The sequence below is a fragment of the Methylophilus sp. Leaf408 genome (genome assembly GCF_916856905.1).
Taxonomy (GTDB): Bacteria; Pseudomonadota; Gammaproteobacteria; order Burkholderiales; family Methylophilaceae; genus Methylophilus.
In genome coordinates, this window is the sequence record NZ_CAKASK010000001.1 from 2,120,689 (window position 1) to 2,138,059 (window position 17,371).

General features: G+C 49.7%; 16 protein-coding genes. 1 reads left to right on the forward strand and 15 read right to left on the reverse strand.

Translation table 11 applies throughout. The features are described 5' to 3' along the window. Nucleotides 1-10: 10 nt before the first annotated feature. Entirely contained in the window at nucleotides 11-592 is a 582-nt protein-coding gene (locus tag LPA26_RS09920) for a methylamine utilization protein (protein WP_229008175.1), read from the reverse strand. 35 nt (nucleotides 593-627) lie between these two features. Further along, the gene (locus LPA26_RS09925) at nucleotides 628-1,050 is read right to left on the reverse strand and encodes a group 1 truncated hemoglobin (protein WP_229008176.1); all 423 of its coding nucleotides are present in this window, start codon (nucleotides 1,048-1,050) and stop codon (nucleotides 628-630) included. 158 nt (nucleotides 1,051-1,208) lie between these two features. On the opposite strand from LPA26_RS09925, the gene LPA26_RS09930 reads away from it, so the two are divergent. Continuing rightward, nucleotides 1,209-2,081 carry a DUF3034 family protein gene (locus LPA26_RS09930; protein WP_229008177.1) on the forward strand — a complete coding sequence of 291 codons (873 nt, stop codon included), beginning with the start codon at nucleotides 1,209-1,211 and terminating at the stop codon, nucleotides 2,079-2,081. A 15-nt stretch (nucleotides 2,082-2,096) separates the two neighbouring features. Here the strand turns inward: LPA26_RS09930 and LPA26_RS09935 are convergent, their stop codons facing one another. The 13 genes from LPA26_RS09935 to hemC all read right to left on the reverse strand — a co-directional run bounded on the left by LPA26_RS09935 (nucleotide 2,097) and on the right by hemC (nucleotide 17,057). Beyond that, a complete protein-coding gene (locus LPA26_RS09935; protein ID WP_229008178.1) occupies nucleotides 2,097-2,753 on the reverse strand; it encodes a hypothetical protein in 657 nt (218 codons plus the stop codon). A gap of 221 nt (nucleotides 2,754-2,974) precedes the next feature. Next, entirely contained in the window at nucleotides 2,975-3,046 is a 72-nt protein-coding gene (pqqA, locus tag LPA26_RS14295; RefSeq protein WP_081624291.1) for a pyrroloquinoline quinone precursor peptide PqqA, read from the reverse strand. A 125-nt stretch (nucleotides 3,047-3,171) separates the two neighbouring features. Further along, entirely contained in the window at nucleotides 3,172-5,463 is a 2,292-nt protein-coding gene (locus LPA26_RS09945) for a lipopolysaccharide kinase InaA family protein (RefSeq protein ID WP_370634360.1), read from the reverse strand. Between the two features lie 9 nt (nucleotides 5,464-5,472). Then, complete coding sequence (locus LPA26_RS09950) at nucleotides 5,473-7,461, reverse strand: LTA synthase family protein (protein WP_229008179.1); 1,989 nt, start codon at nucleotides 7,459-7,461, stop codon at nucleotides 5,473-5,475. Between the two features lie 102 nt (nucleotides 7,462-7,563). Continuing rightward, a complete protein-coding gene (locus LPA26_RS09955) occupies nucleotides 7,564-7,947 on the reverse strand; it encodes a hypothetical protein (protein WP_055868745.1) in 384 nt (127 codons plus the stop codon). Between the two features lie 145 nt (nucleotides 7,948-8,092). Next, a complete protein-coding gene (locus LPA26_RS09960; RefSeq protein ID WP_229008180.1) occupies nucleotides 8,093-8,599 on the reverse strand; it encodes a hypothetical protein in 507 nt (168 codons plus the stop codon). A gap of 71 nt (nucleotides 8,600-8,670) precedes the next feature. Next, nucleotides 8,671-10,290, reverse strand: a complete 1,620-nt coding sequence (locus LPA26_RS09965; RefSeq protein ID WP_229008181.1) for a hypothetical protein — start codon at nucleotides 10,288-10,290, stop codon at nucleotides 8,671-8,673. An 11-nt stretch (nucleotides 10,291-10,301) separates the two neighbouring features. Further along, on the reverse strand, nucleotides 10,302-11,630 hold the full coding sequence (locus LPA26_RS09970) for an MFS transporter (protein ID WP_229008182.1): 1,329 nt from the start codon (nucleotides 11,628-11,630) through the stop codon (nucleotides 10,302-10,304). Then, nucleotides 11,627-12,844 carry an amidohydrolase family protein gene (locus LPA26_RS09975; protein ID WP_229008183.1) on the reverse strand — a complete coding sequence of 406 codons (1,218 nt, stop codon included), beginning with the start codon at nucleotides 12,842-12,844 and terminating at the stop codon, nucleotides 11,627-11,629. The genes LPA26_RS09970 and LPA26_RS09975 overlap by 4 nt, the downstream gene beginning before the upstream one ends. Beyond that, a complete protein-coding gene (gene aas, locus LPA26_RS09980) occupies nucleotides 12,841-14,973 on the reverse strand; it encodes a bifunctional acyl-ACP--phospholipid O-acyltransferase/long-chain-fatty-acid--ACP ligase (RefSeq protein WP_229008184.1) in 2,133 nt (710 codons plus the stop codon). The genes LPA26_RS09975 and aas overlap by 4 nt, the downstream gene beginning before the upstream one ends. Before the next feature lie 10 nt (nucleotides 14,974-14,983). Further along, nucleotides 14,984-15,289 (reverse strand): helix-turn-helix transcriptional regulator, encoded by a 306-nt coding sequence (locus tag LPA26_RS09985; RefSeq protein ID WP_055830552.1) that lies wholly within the window; start codon nucleotides 15,287-15,289, stop codon nucleotides 14,984-14,986. A 65-nt stretch (nucleotides 15,290-15,354) separates the two neighbouring features. Beyond that, nucleotides 15,355-16,116, reverse strand: coding sequence for a uroporphyrinogen-III synthase (locus tag LPA26_RS09990; protein ID WP_055830554.1), 762 nt, complete (start codon nucleotides 16,114-16,116; stop codon nucleotides 15,355-15,357). Continuing rightward, nucleotides 16,113-17,057, reverse strand: a complete 945-nt coding sequence (gene hemC / locus LPA26_RS09995; RefSeq protein WP_229008185.1) for a hydroxymethylbilane synthase — start codon at nucleotides 17,055-17,057, stop codon at nucleotides 16,113-16,115. Before hemC ends, LPA26_RS09990 begins: the two co-directional genes overlap by 4 nt. Nucleotides 17,058-17,371: the final 314 nt, after the last annotated feature.

Consider the following 17,371-nt stretch of genomic DNA (forward strand, 5'->3'; position numbering starts at 1 on the left):
CAGATTTATTTTATGGAATGGACACTTTAACTTCTGTAGCACCCTCAATTTTAACTTTTTGCTCGGCAACCGGTTTATTCACCCCAGGCAATAATACTTGGTAAGAATATTGACCATCGCTTAATTTAATGACGGCCCTGCCCTTGTCATCTGTTTTCGCAAAGAATGGTGTATCTACAACGTAGATGTACCCTACCATAGAATCATGAATGTTGCATCCTAAGGTCACCAAACCGGCTTGGTTAAATAACACGGGATCAGCCGGTACGCCGGAATATAGTTTTAGCTCAAACTTCTTGGCTGGCGAGAACGAATATACATGGTGCCTAAAGCTGTCTTCGTTAGGAAAATTAATGCTGGTGCCAGTTTGCACAATGGTCACTTTTGGGTTAAACATTTTGTTCTTTTGCACAATTTTACCCATGGCATTCGGGTTGCTGGCGGACGTTTTACCATCATAAAAAGCCACTACTGCATCCTCTACCGGATTACCCGACGCACTCAAAACAATCACTGTGACATCGGCATGGGCCATCCCAAAAAAAGTCATTGTGCTGACCACCCACAGCTTACGCATTACTACTGTCAACATGCGTGTTTCCTTCACTTTTGAATTGATACTACATCTTAATCGGTTACTACATCATATTTCATCGGTGCCAATATTCTCAGCAACTCATTTTTTTCTCTAGTGCCTACGCCATTCGCATCCATGCGCTCACGCAAAACATCTACCATAATCTCAAATTCGGCTACCGTGTTGTGCAAATCCGCATGGGACTTCTTCATCGTCTCACCTTCATACACGCAATTGCCACCGGTTTTCACACACAGAAAATTAGTCACACTTTCTTTCAAGGTTTTCATTTGCACGCCCTCAAATGAGCGACTGGTACGCGGGTCTTTGCTGACGATATCCAGGGTTTGATTAGATAACCTGCTCAACATGGGCAAGCCGCCTATCCGCTGGAACAAGGTGGCTTCCGGCTTTGGTTGCGTCACACACCCTGCACATAACAATATTGCCATCGCGATCACATAATAACGCATTGATTTTTTCCTTATTCTTTCGATCAATTACCACATCTTACAGTGGAGCTTTCGAAAGTATTTTGAAAAAAAGCTGATATTCCACAGTTTGTTCTCACAATGATATTTATCGCAATGTCGGATAATGCATCAATCATTAAATAAACAAGACATTTATTATGACTAACACTACATCCATTTCATATGTGCTGTCGGCCTTGGTTGCCCTAGGTGCACTTTCGCCGGCTGTTCATGCAGGTGACCGATTGCTTGCGACAGGAGGTGTGACGCAGGTGGAAGGTTCTGCCGGTGGCGGTTTAATGCCGTGGGCAGTGATTAGCGGTTACGGTACTGACAAGCAAGTCGGTGGCTCGGCATTTTATACCCATGCCGAAACCAAAGCCGATTACAAATTAAATTCAGCCGGTATTTCACTGGGCTTTGTTAACCGTGTGGAAGTCAGTGCGGCTCAAACAAGATTTGGCCTGGGCAACACAATTCGCGGTGAGGAGATACGCCTGAATACATTGGGCGTTAAATTGCGCCTCATCGGTGATGCCATTTATGACCAGGATAGCTGGATGCCGCAGATTTCAGTGGGTGCACAGTACAAATATAACGAAGACTTTAATTTTGTCCCTAAACTTTTAGGTGCCAAAGATCGTAGCGGTGTCGATTACTACGTGGCTGCCAGCAAACTATTTCTCGGCGCAGCCAATGGCTATAACCTGCTCGTGAATGCCAACTTGCATGCAACAAAAGCAAACCAGTTTGGTTTGCTGGGGTTTGGTGGTGATAGACGTGACAGTTATCGTATTTACCCTGCAGTGTCTGCCGCGGTGATGTTGTCGGATAGCTTTCTGGTAGGTACGGAATTACGCTTTAAACCTGATAATCTTTCGGCTGCTGAAGAGAAAAAGGCGCAAGATATTTTCCTGACCTGGTTTCCACATAGAAACGTGTCTGTGACTGGCGCTTATATAGACCTGGGTACGATTGCCACTAAAGAGAACCAGACCGGCTGGTATTTATCTGGCCAGTTTAACTATTAATAAGGTGTAGCGAATTTAGAGGCTGAGCCCGCAGGAAGTTTGTAGCGTCTTATCCAAGCGCTTAAACTCTTCACCATTGCCTGTGGCAAACGCGTAAGGGTTGGTCAACAAATAGCGATTGTACTTCACCTGTCTTGCCGAATATTTTTCCGCTAGGCCTCGACTGTAACAATCGCAAGCGACTTCAGTACTGCTGGCGTGGAATTGTTGCTGGCAGCTTGCTTGAACAGATTGCAACTCCGCTGGTGTCCATTCTGCATGCGTTTCCTGCACATTGGTCCTTGCTTGTGTAAGCATGGCATACATCAATTCAACACTGGCCCGTAATTTACCTAATGGAGCAGTTTGCAAAACCTCTTTTCGCAAAGGCTGCAAGTTAGTTGGGTCTACAAAAAAATCTGCTTCGACATCCTCTCGCTCAGGTATCTCGTAACCCTGAGCAGCAAGCATAATCTGTTTGGCTGGTTCCGCCTGCAGCAAGGCTTGCGCTTCAGCGATATCTTTAGCGGGCAGTGTCAACTGCCAGTGTACCTGACAATCATCACCAGCTTTTAAATGCATATGACTATGAATCAATTGGTCAGATACAGCATCGCCAAAGGCCGGTGGGATACGCTGTAGCAGATATTGCATTTCCTTGTCTGCCAATGCTTGCAACGATTGTTGATCCAAACAAGCCTGTAGCGGTAAGCAACTTACTAATAACACACAACCAACGTAGCGGATAAATCCAGAGGTGATTGAAAATATGTTCATTGTAGTCAAGGGTAATGATTGTTGCGATTTTTGAGCGAGTCCCGGCTAAAAAGTTTTAAGGTCTAAAACATAAATAAACGGTACTATACAAATGACAACGGGCGCTGATAGCGCCCGTTTTTTGTAGTAAAGAACAATTATTTGTTCATTACGTACATAGTTACTTCAAAGCCGAAACGCATTTCGGTAGCAGCTGGTTTTGTCCACATGATTAATTTCCTTTAATTAGTTTCGTTTTAGCGTTTGCTATTACGTGTATCTATATTAAAACTGGCACCTAAGCTTGTCGTGCTTAAACTGCGCAACATGCCATCATGATTTTCATGAGACTACGCTAAGCACGCTTTCCGGCACGCAAGTTTTTGAGCTTGCTCAATAACTTGCGTATGCCTTTGCGGCCTATGGTGCGTTTCAAATGTACTTTAAAATCATAGAGATAGAATGGCAGCAAAGTGCCTATATTCAAACTGTGTCCGGACATGCCCAAGTAGAGCGCCAAAAATTGTTTGCGGCCATCCCAGTGCAGTTTTTGTACCGCACGGGTGAGATCGGCAATTCGTTCACTATACGGCGTCGCAGTTGGGTGAGCATGCAAGCGGGCAGTATCAATCAATGAAAACGTCAGGCCATCATCTTGTTTGCTGACCAGGATGTTACCGCCGGAAAAATCCCTGAAATAAATACCTGAAGCGTGCATATGCAAGCAGAATCGCGCAAACGACTGGTACAAGCTAAGCGCCGGCACCTCATTAAACTGTTCTGCGCCTTGACTGAAAGCAATAAACGCCTGGGCGATAGTGAAATCATGCGTCACGAACTCACAAATAAAGAAATTCTGCTTGAGTGAAGTGTCATCTGCACGCTCGAAATAAGCCAGTGGCATGGCTGTGCCTACACCGCGACGCAATAATTCCATGGCGCCATTCCAGCTACGTTTGGCTTTGCTTGGCTTGAGTCGATCAAGCAAGGTCTTGTGCCAGTGCATGCGGATTGGCTGTTTGACAGTGACTTTTCTTTCAGCCACTTTGCCTGATCTCTGACTGGCTAATTCCTTATCGCTCAACCTTGGGTCGGCAATCGGCCAGATGGCATTCCTGGCATGGCGTAACGCCTGCTCTTTGGCCGGCGCTTTCAGCGTGCCTGGATGCCAGGCATACCATAATTGCGCTGCCTGCTCTTTGCTCTCCGCCAGGATCATGCCGCGCCAGTCGCCTTCCTGCACCGGGAAATATTGCATGCCTTGAATGTGAGCGTGAATAATGGTTTGCGACAGCTTGGGATGAGTTGTATGCAACTCAACCGTTTCAGCTGCATCCCACATCAGGTATACAGGCATTTCGGTAATCAGCGCAGGTTGTGCAATGGCCTGGCCATTGCGATTGATACACTCAACCTGGCGCAAGCTGGATTCCGCATACACCTGATTTAAAACCGCACAGTGGCCATTGACGGTCCATGCGATATGAAACTGTTTTTGATGTTTGCGTAACTGATGAATTTCCAGGCCATTGCCGGTGGCTAGCGGCCCTACATATTCGGCACCATTCAGCCAGCGCGCCACGGTACGCAGTGCAGAAAAACTCGGATTGCGCTGGTATTCATGCAGGTTGCCATCGGCTGACCGATAATAGGCTACGCGCTCCAGTGCTGGATACCGCGCATCATCCAGGCCGTCGTTGATCACACCTTCACGGTGGCAAATCATCGCTCCCCAATTCGCCTGTTGCAAGGCGCCGGAAGCAGCCAGCAACGTGAAGTAGCGCGTGACGTAATCAGCCTGCTTTTGTCCGCCATCGGGCAAATGCCGCTGGATGCGGTAAATCGCCCAGAAAGCCACTGGCGAAATCAGTGTTTCTACCCCGTAATCCGCGCCGATTTTTTGTAGCAGGCGGGCTTTTTTAATCAGGTTAAACTTGAAATAACGCGTCCAGCGGAACTGGAAAATGCGGTGATCAGGTTGCTCGGGCTCAATCACACGTTCAACAAACAGGTTGTTGCTGTGGATATCCGGCAGCAAATGCTCGGCCTGCAGTTTTTTGAAAGCGCTAATGTTATACAACGGCTCAAAATCCTGGATATTCGGACCAACCACTTTCACACCATATTGGCGGGCCAGTCGATGCGCAATCTGCCAGGCCTGCATAAAGCCAGGCCAGTGATAACCGGACCAGCGCTTGCGGTTGATGGTATTGCCGATTTCCAAACTGGCAATCTGGCTGGCATATTGCTGCAAGAACTGTTCGACAAACTGCTGCCATCTGGCCTGCACTTGTCCATCCAGCATATGTTTGGCAATGGCGAACGGCTGTACCAAATGCACATCTACAATCAGGCTGGCATCCAGCAGCCGCTGCAATAACCGGATCTGGTGTACATACATATCATCATCGCCAACATCCAGCCGCACGCGGCCCAGTCCTAACGCTGCCAGTTGCGCCAGCACGTAGTCATCGGTTTCAGGTTGCGTATTGGTCGCCACGCAGATACCGACAAAATGCGCAGGCACTGCATGATTCCTATGCGGCAGGTGGCTATTTTTGAGCCAAAACCCGCCTTTAAAAATATAAGACAGCCCATCCAGCAGCACCTGGCTGGTTAGCATTGACGGCAATGGGGAACGTTTCAAACCAACCTCTTACTCTGGCAAGCGATAACGCTGCTCTTTATACAACAAGGCCGGCAACAAGGCATTTGCCAGAGCCCGCTCGGATAAAGCCGGCGCATCGGCGGGTGCAGCGGTGTTCTGCAGCTTTTTGCTGTTAGGCTCGTAATGCCCGTAAGCCGGCGCCTTGCCCTCACGTAACACCACCACTTCATTCTGCGCTATGCTGGCTCCCGTTTGCTGCATCCAGCCATAGTTATAGTTATATTGCATCATGGCGCGGCCGCGGTAATCGGCATTGATATTGGATAAATCATGACCGGTCATCGGGTGCTGTGCGGCGATGCCCATTAATGACAACACGGTCACCGGCAAATCGATCTGGCTGGCGATGGCTTCCACCGTTTTGGGCTGTACCGCACCGCCTAAAATCAGCGCCGGGATATGAAAATGCTCGATAGGCACCAGCGAATCACCGCGCACGCGAATGTCGTGATCAGCCACAATCAGGAACACCGTATCATTCCAGTATGGGCTGGCCTTGGCTTTTTTGAAAAATTCGCCTATCGCATAATCTGCGTATTTCACCGCATTGTTATCGGTCGCTTTAGGCTGTTCAAAAAGCTCGATACGGCCATCGGGGAATTCAAATGGCGCATGGTTGGATGAGCTGAATGCCAAGGTGAAAAATGGCTTTCCGCTGGCATGGTGCGCCAGCAATTGCTCATGGGTTTTATTGAGTAAATCTTCATCCGAAGCCCCCCAGCTGGCCACAAATGCCGGATTCTTGAAGTCTGGCTGGTCGGTAATCTGCTGGAAACCATTGCCCATGAAGAAACTGCGCATATTGTCAAAATGCGACTCGCCGCCGTAAATAAATTCGGTGTGGTAGCCCTGTTTGCCTAATAAGGAAGCCAGTGTAAAGAAGTTGCCCTGGCTTAAGCCAAGTTTGACTGTACTGTCTGCCGGTGTAGGCTGAAAGCCGGTGACCACCGCTTCAATGCCGCGTACAGAACGCGTACCGGTGGCATACAAATGCGTAAACCAGATACCTTCGGATTTAAGTTGTTCCAGGTTAGGCGTGACTGGTTTTCCGCCCAGCGATTCAACAAAACCTGCGCCCAGGCTTTCTTGCAACAGAATTACCAGGTTTAACGGCTTATCGCGTTTAACTGAGGGCGCCAGCGTGGTTAAAGTGGGGATATCGCCTTCTTTTGCACCGGTGATCGCAAATATTTTTTCACGCGGCAATTTGCCATACATTTCGCTCGATTTAGCCTCATGCTGCAGACTGTAAGCAGCGTAAAAAACAGAATAGGTAGAATTCAAAATCAGGCTGTTAACCATGCTGTCTTGCGTAATCGCAAACAGGGCAGGGTTAGCCGGTCTATGGGTCAAGGTCGAGCGTACTGCGAAAGCGGTCAGCACTAATATGAAAGGGAATATCAGCCATACCTGGACATTTGACCAGGTCGATTCAGCTTCACGCCAGGGTTTGAATAACTTGGCCACCAGCACTAACGCGATCAACGTCATCACCAGGCCAAAAAATAATTCAACCTTGAAGCCTTGCCACAACATGCCAAATACTTCATGCGGGTACTTGAGGTATTCCACAAAAATCCGGTTTGGGCGGATATCGTATTCGAGAATAAATCCTGGCGTGGCGGCTTCCAGAAACACCAGCAATACCAGTGAAATTAGCACCCACCAGAAGGTAAACGTACGCCAGACATGAAACAATTTGCGGGTGGCGAGGATGGGCGAAAGCAATACCGGAATAATGGCAAGCAAGCCAAGCTGAATCAAATCAACGCGCACACCTTGTAGCAATATCTGGCAAAGCTCGCCAGTCGCCAGCACACGCTCCCATTTCCAGCCTACCAGCCCTAAGCGGGTCAGGGAAAGAAAAACCAGGCCGGCCACAAACATTACAATTAGCGGCGCGTATGGCCCAAACCAATGACCAAACGCCCATAATTTTGATTGTGAACGGCGCTTACCGAAATAACTTGTTCGCATGTTGTGCTTAATCAGAATTGATTTAAGCGTGTAATTATAACGGGTTATTGCGCAATGTTATTGCAAAGTGCCAGATACCTTGCCAGCCGCCTGGCTGTCACGCTAAACGCTATCTTGCAGTGACTTGTTTTTCCTCAGATCCAGATAGACAGCCGATAGCAATATCACCGGAATCACGAAGCCTACCAACAGCGGGATTAAATCCACCAGCATATCCACAATACCGGTCTGGCTGGTAAATGCACTCCATAATTTGGCTAGTAGTGGAATCACGGTAAATAACAAAGTCGGCACCAAAAACCAGATAGTGCTGGTAGCACCACGCTTGGCTAGTCTTGCGGAGACATAAGAAACGACCGCAACGACCAATGCTGCACCCGCACCCCACACCGCTCCGGCGACTACAGTAATCCAGGTACCAACCTGGTATAACAACAAGCAAATCAGGGCAGTTAAGACAAGTTTTCGATTAATTGACACTGACATAAGAGGCCTTTTTATTATGTAAAAAATTATAGGACGACATTTAACAGATAATTAACGAAGCAATAAGTTGCGTCCAAACAGTTTTTTTAGCTATTTATAGCCTGAAATATTCAGGATTTGGGGCGGGAAACGAATGTATGGTCTCTTAATTAATCTTGGACCACACTGCCAATGCCTGCAGATCTTCATAAATCGGAATTTCAGGGTTCACATCCAGTATTCCTCTGTCGATGAGTGACACAGCACGCTGGCAGCCTTCCCGTTTGCCGCTTTTACCTACCCAGGCAGCAATGGTCGCCTCGCCTTCTTTACGCACAATGGACGAGTATTCTTTAAGCACCGCGTCCCTGGCGACAACGCCGCCTGAAGCATCCGCAGCTTCCATTTTTTTCGCTATGTATTTTGTCGAGGCGTCGTAATATTTGGCATTGCGCTCCTGCCAGATATTCACATACTCTCTTGGGGTTTCAAGCCGACCCAACATAGACAGGCATTCAATCCCTATCCTGCCAACGACAAAATTGGCCGCACCCATAAATGCCGATGCCACATTTCGTGATTCCGTCTCTAGAGGATCTGTTTCCTGTGCATTGGCATCGCATATCAAAAGACTGGTTAACAGCGCAACCAAAATCAGAGAATTCTTTTTCATAAATAGCATCTGCTTTCATCAGTTTTTAACCTGCCAGCAAAACGTAAGTGATCTAGAATGTTGATCATACCTTAGCTTTTTGTCCGGTTTATGAACAGCTTGTGCAAGCTTCTTTTTAGCAATAAAAACAAAAACCACAGCAGCCCTATCAAACTAAGCAAAAACAATATAGCCGGTAGCGGAATCAGGGCCGGGGCTTGCGGTGTCAGCGCCAGGCCATTTTTTAACTTATCCGGCAACGGATTAGGCGTGACCGGGATAATCTTCCACTGGCTACGATCCGCTGGTGCCTGCTTCAGGTATTGCTCGAAGCTATACACCGGCGCCAGGCCTGCAACCCGGCTGGAAGGGATTTGCGGGATGCGTACAAAATAAATCGCTTCGATCTGGCTTGCCATTACTTGCATTTCAGGTGAAGCCAGGGTCTGTGTGCTACCGGTATGGGCAATATTGAGCAGGTCGTTGCCTATGACATCAAACGCCACCGCAGGGAACAAGCGGGTCATTTCCGTATTCAGGTAATCGTAGATGGCACGGCCTTTGGTCAGGCTGCGTTCAGTCGCAGCCATGTACCAATAAGCAGCACTGGCTTTAAGTAAGCTTTCGCCACCGCTTTCCGGTACTTTCCAGCCCAGGTTGTGCAACACATCAACACTGATACCTGCGCAGTTATTCAAGGCATGGTCATACACAAAATCATTGCGGTAAAAATGCTGGTAAGTGCGGTTGCTTGCCGCTTGAATGGTGGCCGGCACAGTTGGCTGCGAGAACACGGCAACCAGCATGTATGACGGGCGGTAAAACGCCTGCCCGCTGTTGAGGTCAGCCATGTATTTATCAAACGGCGTCACCCCGGCAATAATGCCTTTTTCACTATTGGTGGCCAGGTTGTAATAGTTGTTCACCAGCCAGTGATGGTAACTGCCATCGGCAGAAATGATGCCGGTTGTGAGCGCGAAGTGACCGCCGTGCGCTTCATCGTCGTCACCTTGCGCACCGTTTAATAACACGCCTAATACCGCGTTACCCACTAATGACTGCGCAACGCCTGGCGCTTTTTGCCACAATAACCGGCTTTCATGCTGGCTATGCGCGCCACCCTGCTCATATTGCACCAGCTGTTTGAGGGATTCACCTCGTTGCAAGGGCTGAGCCTGGGCTTGCAGGTTAAGACGAAAATCTTCCGGCCAGAGAGTGCGCGCCACGATAGCCTGCCCAACTTGCTCGCCACGAATGCTCAGGGCTCGTTGCGCGTAAAAGGCCTGTGTGTCCTGATTCCAGTAAGACAGATTGGTCGGGATTTTTGGCACGATTCCAAACGGCATTTCTGTGCCGTCAGTCAACTGCAGCCGCTTTCCATCGCCTGATAAACGCGTATGTGTCAAATGGTGGGTCGAGCCGGTCCACACGACATCTGGCAATGCATGCAAATCCAGAGAAGCTACATCATCAGCACCGCGTTTATCCAGGGAAAAGCTGGTCAATGATTGACCGGCTGCCGGCACTGCCACAATTTCATTTTTGAAATACCATTGTGCCTGCGGCAAACTCTGGCAATGCGCGCACGGCATACTCAGGGTTATAAACTGCTCGCTGTCATACTGCCCTAAGGGATGTTTCACAACCTCACCTGCCTGCGCCACCACTAACACCTGGGAGCAACCCAGTACCCACCAACCCCATTTCCCCATGCGAGTTGCCCTTACTCTGACGCAAACCAGCGTTTAATATACGCCACGCTACTGAACCAGTATTCCGGCTGGCGCAGGCATAAATAACCCGCTACCAGCAGATTCAAGCCGGCAGTCGCTGAAAACAGTTGCGGAATACTTAAGCCCTGGCCAAACAACAATAACGAAAAACCGGCTGAAAGCACCATAAACAAGGCATTCATAATGTTGTTTGCAGCAATCACCCGCGATTGATAGCGCGCCTCAACCCGTGATTGCAGCAGGACGTAAAGAGGCACAATATAAAGACCACCACTTACGCCGAGCAAAGCCACATCTAGCAGCATGCGCCAGTAGTCCAACTGGCTGATAGCTTGCAGCGACCAGCCGGGGTTAGCCAAAAACTGTTGCTGGATGCTGCCTGCAGTAGAGGCGAAATCCCAGGCGAACAGCGACATTCCAGCGGCACCTAACATCACCAGGCCAAGCTCCTGTTTGCCTTTAGAGAGCTTTTCGCACCAGATCGACCCTATGCCCACGCCTACCGAAAAGATGGATAACAAGGCAATAAAATCGCGTTCGCTTCCATGCAAGCCATCTTTTGCCAGGTTGGGAAACTGGGCCAGTAAAGTTGCGCCAAAAAACCAGAACCAGGAAATGGCGACAATACCCACCCACAAGGTTTGTTGCGCCCAGAATATACGCACGTTATTCATGGTTTCGGTGATGGGATTCCAGTTGATTTTCATCTCCGGCACTGGCGCCGGTGACAGCGGAATACTGCGGCTAATGTGGTAGCCGGAAATAGCGATCAGCAAAATACTCATGCTGGTGAAGAGCTCATGTTGCGACAGGCTGCCTAGCCAGGCACCTAATACTTGCCCTAACAGAATCGCGACGAAGCTGCCCATTTCCACCAGGCCATTACCCGCGGTCAATTCACCTTGTTGCAAATGTTGCGGGAGGTATGAATATTTCACCGGGCCAAACATGGTGGAATGCACACCCATCAGAAATAAGGACAACGCCAGCATGGCCAGGCTATGTATCATAAAGCCGATGCTGGCGAACAACATGATGGCAATCTCAAGCAGTTTGACCAGGCGGATAATCTGCGACTTTTCATATTTATCCGCCAGCTGACCGGCAGACGCCGAAAACAGGAAAAACGGCAGGATAAACAGGCCTGGCAGCAAAGTAACCAGGGTACTGCCATCCAGCGTGGTCAGGCTGGCGGTGTTGAATGCTACCTGCGTAATCAATGCTGTTTTGAATACATTATCGTTAAAAGCGCCTAATCCCTGGGTCCAGAAAAATGGGCGGAAACGGTTTTGCGTAAGTAAGCTGAATTGGTTATTCATAGGCGCTCAAATAATGACCTGGTTTCGAAAACGTGAGGTGAAAACGCTTGCCCGTTGATGTTGAGCAGGCGTTTCAATGCAAAGTCGTATAACAGAGGATTGGTTTGTTTCAAAGCCAGTAAAAACGGTTTGTGTTTGCTGACCAGCCAGCCGTCAGCAATCAGGGTATTAACGTTAGTGAGCGGCATAATGCCGGGCAACGGGTAATCCGAGCCGTTTACCAGCCTCGGGTGCCAATCCTGGCGGGCAAGCAGCGTAGGCAACACCCAGGCATGATTAATCAGGGTAGTCGCAGAAATATCGCCAAACACGAGTGATTGATAATCTGGCGTATCCATCATGCGGGTGAATAAATCGAAGCTTTTCACGACGCGGTCGCCATGATCAAGGTCTTCATCGCTCCCATCGCTGGCGCAATGCGCAAGTACCACTTTTACACCCTGGTCCAGCGCCTGCCTCATGCGTAGCGGGTTACCGTAGGTTTGTTCACCACCGGCAACCGCGCTTTCCTTGCCGGTATGACTGATGATAGGCAAGTTCAGTCTAGCCAGCTTTTTATAAAAAGCCGCACACTTTTTTGAGGCAGGGTCTATGCCCATGCCTGAAGGTAGCCACTTGATGGCACGGGCGCCATTCTCATAGACTTTATCCAGTTCATCCAGCGCATCGGGGCGATAGGGATGAATACTCGCTACCCACTCAAACCGGTCCGGCAACTGGCGGGCTATGTTTGCTGCATAGGTATTGGAGACATGGAAAATGGAAGAAGCTTCCAGAATCTGCCCCGCGTGGTCGCGGTACCAGTCAAAGGCATACAACATGAGTTTGACGCCCACGGGCATGGCAGTCACCAATTGCGTCATTTTCTCGACTGTGGATTCATCAATACGCGCCGGGTCAGCACAGGTGCCATTCATGTAAAACGCTTTTTGCAGCTTTAACGATGGATGCATCCAGCTATCCATATCCGGATTAAACCAGGTTTCATTGCTGGCATCGCCCACGCCTACCAGGTGCACATGCATGTCCCACACCTGGTCTGGCCTGATGCCCTGCCAGATTTTTTGATAGGTCGGGTGTTGCCGCAGACTGTCTGGCATGCCTGCCAGACAAGGGTTACTTAATCCGGCATCAGGCCAATAGCGCCAGGCGGCGTGACCGATGCCAGCGAAGGCCAGGCCTCCCGCTGCCAGCAAGAACTGTCGCCGGTTCATTGCTGCTCTTCAGCCATTTGTTTCAAGGTCACATAATCCGTCTTGCCGGTGCCCAGCAGCGGAATCGCATCTATCTTGATAATTTTCCTGGCAATGGCGATTTCCGGTGCACCCAGATTTTTGGCGACCACTTGTAAGTCTTCGCGTTTGAGTGCGGCATCGGTGGTGAACAGCACGATATTCTCACCCCGGTTGGCGTTGGATTGCGTGGTTGCCGCATGCTGCTGCTCCGGCGCTGCCGTATTGGCGATTTTCTCGACCATTTCCAGGGAGACCATCTCACCCGCTATTTTGGCAAAGCGTTTGACGCGGCCTTTGATATAGATAAATCCTTCCTGGTCGACTTCTACCACGTCACCGGTGTCATACCAGCCATTGGCCGGTGGAATAAGTTTGCCAGGCTCGTCATACAGGTAGTAGCCCTGCATGATATTTTCGCCTTTGACATGCAACTGGCCGCCATTTTCAATGCCCGGCACAGGCTCAAGCCTGTATTCCATGCCAGGGCAGAACTGGCCTACCGTACCGTATTTGTTCGCCATCGGCGTGTTGGCTGATACCACCGGCGCGCACTCGGTCGTGCCATAGCCTTCTAAAACACGGATGCCAAATTTCTCGCTATACAACTTGCGCACTTCTTCATTCAGTTTTTCAGCACCCGCCACCACAATCCTTAATTTATAAAAATCATATGGGTGAGCGAACCGTGCATAGTTGGCGAGGAAGGTATTGGTGGAAAAAAACACCGTGCAGTTTTTCTCATAAATCACTTCCGGAATCACCTTGTATTGCAGCGGTGACGGAAACAGCATGATGCGGATACCGTTGAGCAAGGGCAGCAAGGTGCCGGTAAAGCCAAACGCGTGAAACATCGGCAGTGACATCATGAATTTGTCGCTGGCGTTAAAATCCAGCATGGCCATGATCTGGTGAATATTGGCCAAGATACTTTTGTGGCTGTGCACGACACCCTTGGGTTTGCCTTCAGAACCCGAGGTAAACAGGATAACGGCCGTATCTCCCGTTTGTGCAGGCACCATTACAGAACGCGGAAAATGCAGCGCATAGCCCATTAACCAGGCTTTGTCCCATAAGCTAAACTGCGCGCGCAAATCTTCAAGGTAGACAATATTGATGTCTTTTAACTGCGCGACCACCTCTTGCAGCTTGGCGGTTTCCAGAAACTTGCGCGAGGTCATCACGGTAAGGATTTTGGCAGCAATACAGGCATTTTGCAGGCCGGCAGTACCCGCCGTGTAATTGAGCATGGCAGGGATACGCTTGAACGCAGTCATGCCCAAAATTAGCGCAGCGGTATTCGTCACATTCGGCATCAGCACGCCAACGGCTTCATCGGGTTGGCTTACTTTGCAGGCCAACCGGCCCAAGGCCAGGCTTTTCTTCAGCAGATCCTGGTAAGTTTCTTCCACCAGATTCAGGTCTTCGATCACCTTCATACCGCTGCCGGATTTGGCGATGGTTTCCAGTAAAGTCTCAAATAAAGTGGTGCTTTGCTTGGTCTGGTACAGCAGGTCCTGCATGATCTTGCGCATGGCTACGCCGGCAATGCGGCGACGTTGCTTGCTGGTAAGCGGTGCATCCCCCCCGGAATCAGTATTTATTTCAGTGGTTGGCAATACCGTCAGCGTCACTTTAGGAAATAATTTACGCGGATGAGCGGCAGACAAGCGACCAAAATAAGATTGCGCAGCACCTTCCACCCGCACCGGCAATACTTTGACGGCGGTTTTTGCGGCAACAAAACCGGGGCCATCATAGACTTTCATCAGGGCACCGGTTGAGGTAATACGCCCTTCCGGAAAGATCACCACGTTTTCACCTGCATTTAAACGCTGGATTACTTTTTTCATGGCTAACGGGCTGGTCGGGTTGACTGCCACATGGGGCGTCAGACTCAAGATCCCTCTGAAAAACGGATTCTTTAACACGTCACTGTGTACAACAAACGTCGCGCGCTTGGGTAAAAACAGGCCAATCAGCATGCCATCCAGTAAAGATTCATGATTGGCGATAATCAGTAAGCGGTCTTCCGCCGGAATATTTTCAAGGCCTAATACACGTACTCTAAATACCAAACGGCATAACACTCTCAAAATGCTGGCAAGCATCCAATTCCCCTTATATCTCTTCTTTTAGATAAGTCATCACGTTTTGCAGCGCCTGCTGCATCCAGTCTTTTTTGACCCAGAAATACACTTCGCGGCCAATTTTCTCGCTTTGCAAGGCGCCGCCGCGTTCAAGCACCTTCAGGTGATGTGTGACGGCGGTGCGACTGAGTTTTGAATTCTCGGCAATTTGTAAAATGGTCAGGCGCTCGTTCTTGTCAAACGATAGCAAAATTCGTTGCCGGTGTGCATCACCTAATGCAACAAACAGGTCCGAAATATCCGACCAGGCTTCCGGGATATGTGTGATTAACTTCATAACTAAATAATTAGTTATATAGTTATTTATGTCAAGCATTTTTTAATGCTTTCGAAATAAATTTACTATTGAGAATGAAAATGCTTGGTCAGTAATTGCAGCATGGCTTCATCGCCGGGTTGCCCGGCACTGATCACTTTTAGGCCATGTGACTGCGCTTGTTCAGCAATGCGGTCATGATTCACAAACAGCGGCACAGCCTTAAGCCAGTCTGATTCGCCAGCCACATCAAGCAAAAAACGTAACGCTTCCGAGCTGGTAATAATAATGGCCTGTAACTGGTTGCCGGCATAAGCCTGCGCCAATACATCCGCATTTTTCTGCGGGTTGACACGCCTGTAACATTCTCCGAACACCACATCGGCACCGCGTTGTTTCAAGGTATCGGCCAATACTTCACGCCCACCGACACCACGGACTATCAACACACGCTGACCCTGCATCTGTTGCAATTCCGGCAATGCCAGCAGCGATTCGCTATCGAAACGGTCAGACGGCTTTAATACTTCAGCCACCCCAAAAGACCCTAAAGCGCTAGCTGTGGTTGGCCCAATCGCAGCGAACTTCAATCTGGCAGGCAGTGAAGCTTGTTGCAACAACGGCATGCCATATTGCACAGCATTGCTACTGATAAAAATGGCCCAGTCAAACTGGTCCAGCGGTGTGATGGCAGCATGGAATGCTGAGAGATCAGGCAGGCTGGCGATATCCAGCAACGGGAATGAGATCACCGAACCACCTGCCTGTGCAATCGCCGCATTCAGTTTGGTCGCCTGTTCCGGCGGGCGGGTGACTGCAATATGCACACCTGCCAGCGGCTGCGTCATTTAACGCCGTCCAGCGCTGCCAGGATCTTATCCGCCCCACGGGCGACCAGCTGTTGCGCCAGTTGTTGCCCGAGCTTCTCTGCCAACACGGCATCACCAGTAACGGATTCTTTGAGCATCTGCTGACCATCAACGCTGGCGACAAACCCTTGCATAGAAATCGTATCGCCCTGTTTAGTCGCATAAGCCCCCAGCGGTACGGTACAACTGCCGGCCAACGCACGGCTAAAACCACGCTCAGCCTCTACACATAATTGGGTATCAATATGGTTGAGCGGCGCCAGAATCTCGATCAAATCGGTGCGGCTGGCGTTGATTTCAATGCCCAAAGCGCCCTGGCCTACCGCCGGGATACTGTGTGCCGGATCAATAAAGCCTTTAATACGCTCACCCAGGCCCAGGCGGATCAAACCGGCAGCTGCCAGGATAATGGCGGCATACTGGTTTTCATCCAGCTTACGCAAACGCGTTTGTACATTGCCGCGCAAGGATTCTATTTTCAGGCGAGGGAAACGCGCCTGAATCTGGCTTTGCCGGCGCAAGCTGGAAGTGCCGACGATGCTGCCATCCGGCAACTCTTCCAGGCTGGCATAGGTATTGGAGACAAATGCATCTCGCGGATCTTCACGCTCACCGGTAGCTGCTAATGCAAAACCTTCCGGCAAATGCATGGGTACATCTTTCATGCTGTGCACGGCGAGATCAGCACTACCATCCGCCAGTGCATTTTCCAGCTCTTTTACAAACAAGCCCTTGCCGCCTATGCGAGATAAAGGTGAATCCAGAATCTGGTCGCCGGTCGTGGTCATGCCTAAAATGCTGACGTCACACTGCGGGTAAAGCGCTTGTAAGCGGGCCTGGATATGTCTGGCTTGCCACATCGCCAATGCACTTTCACGGGAGGCAATCACCAGGGATTTTGGAGGGTTAACGGTAGTCATTCCGCCATTTTAACATAGGGGATTGGCCGTCTGCGTAGCTTCACTACAGGCAGCTTTTTCACGAACCTTTTACGCCACAGTCCGGTCGGATTGAGTTATGCTAACGAAGCTTTACAGCAGAAACTTTGCTAAGGAAGCACGCAATAAGTGGCTACGCGGGCAAATTGCTGCGTTGCGCAGGCTTTTCTGGATACAGCTTTGCAACCAAGCCGTACTTTAACGTACTGTCTTGATTCCTGCGTTCCGTACGCCTTGCACTTTATCCCGCTCGCTCACTGATTGCTTGCATCCCAAAAATTAAAGTATTAACGATA

Coding starts and splice junctions, on each gene's coding strand:
- LPA26_RS09975 (WP_229008183.1), bottom strand. CDS start 12,844: ATGAACCGGCGACAGTTCTTGCTGGCAGCGGGAGGCCTGGCCTTCGCT.
- LPA26_RS09970 (WP_229008182.1), bottom strand. CDS start 11,630: ATGAATAACCAATTCAGCTTACTTACGCAAAACCGTTTCCGCCCATTT.
- LPA26_RS09920 (WP_229008175.1), bottom strand. CDS start 592: ATGTTGACAGTAGTAATGCGTAAGCTGTGGGTGGTCAGCACAATGACT.
- LPA26_RS09965 (WP_229008181.1), bottom strand. CDS start 10,290: ATGGGGAAATGGGGTTGGTGGGTACTGGGTTGCTCCCAGGTGTTAGTG.
- LPA26_RS09985 (WP_055830552.1), bottom strand. CDS start 15,289: ATGAAGTTAATCACACATATCCCGGAAGCCTGGTCGGATATTTCGGAC.
- LPA26_RS09990 (WP_055830554.1), bottom strand. CDS start 16,116: ATGACGCAGCCGCTGGCAGGTGTGCATATTGCAGTCACCCGCCCGCCG.
- LPA26_RS09925 (WP_229008176.1), bottom strand. CDS start 1,050: ATGCGTTATTATGTGATCGCGATGGCAATATTGTTATGTGCAGGGTGT.
- LPA26_RS09960 (WP_229008180.1), bottom strand. CDS start 8,599: ATGAAAAAGAATTCTCTGATTTTGGTTGCGCTGTTAACCAGTCTTTTG.
- hemC (WP_229008185.1), bottom strand. CDS start 17,057: ATGACTACCGTTAACCCTCCAAAATCCCTGGTGATTGCCTCCCGTGAA.
- aas (WP_229008184.1), bottom strand. CDS start 14,973: ATGCTTGCCAGCATTTTGAGAGTGTTATGCCGTTTGGTATTTAGAGTA.
- LPA26_RS09950 (WP_229008179.1), bottom strand. CDS start 7,461: ATGCGAACAAGTTATTTCGGTAAGCGCCGTTCACAATCAAAATTATGG.
- LPA26_RS09955 (WP_055868745.1), bottom strand. CDS start 7,947: ATGTCAGTGTCAATTAATCGAAAACTTGTCTTAACTGCCCTGATTTGC.
- LPA26_RS09930 (WP_229008177.1), top strand. CDS start 1,209: ATGACTAACACTACATCCATTTCATATGTGCTGTCGGCCTTGGTTGCC.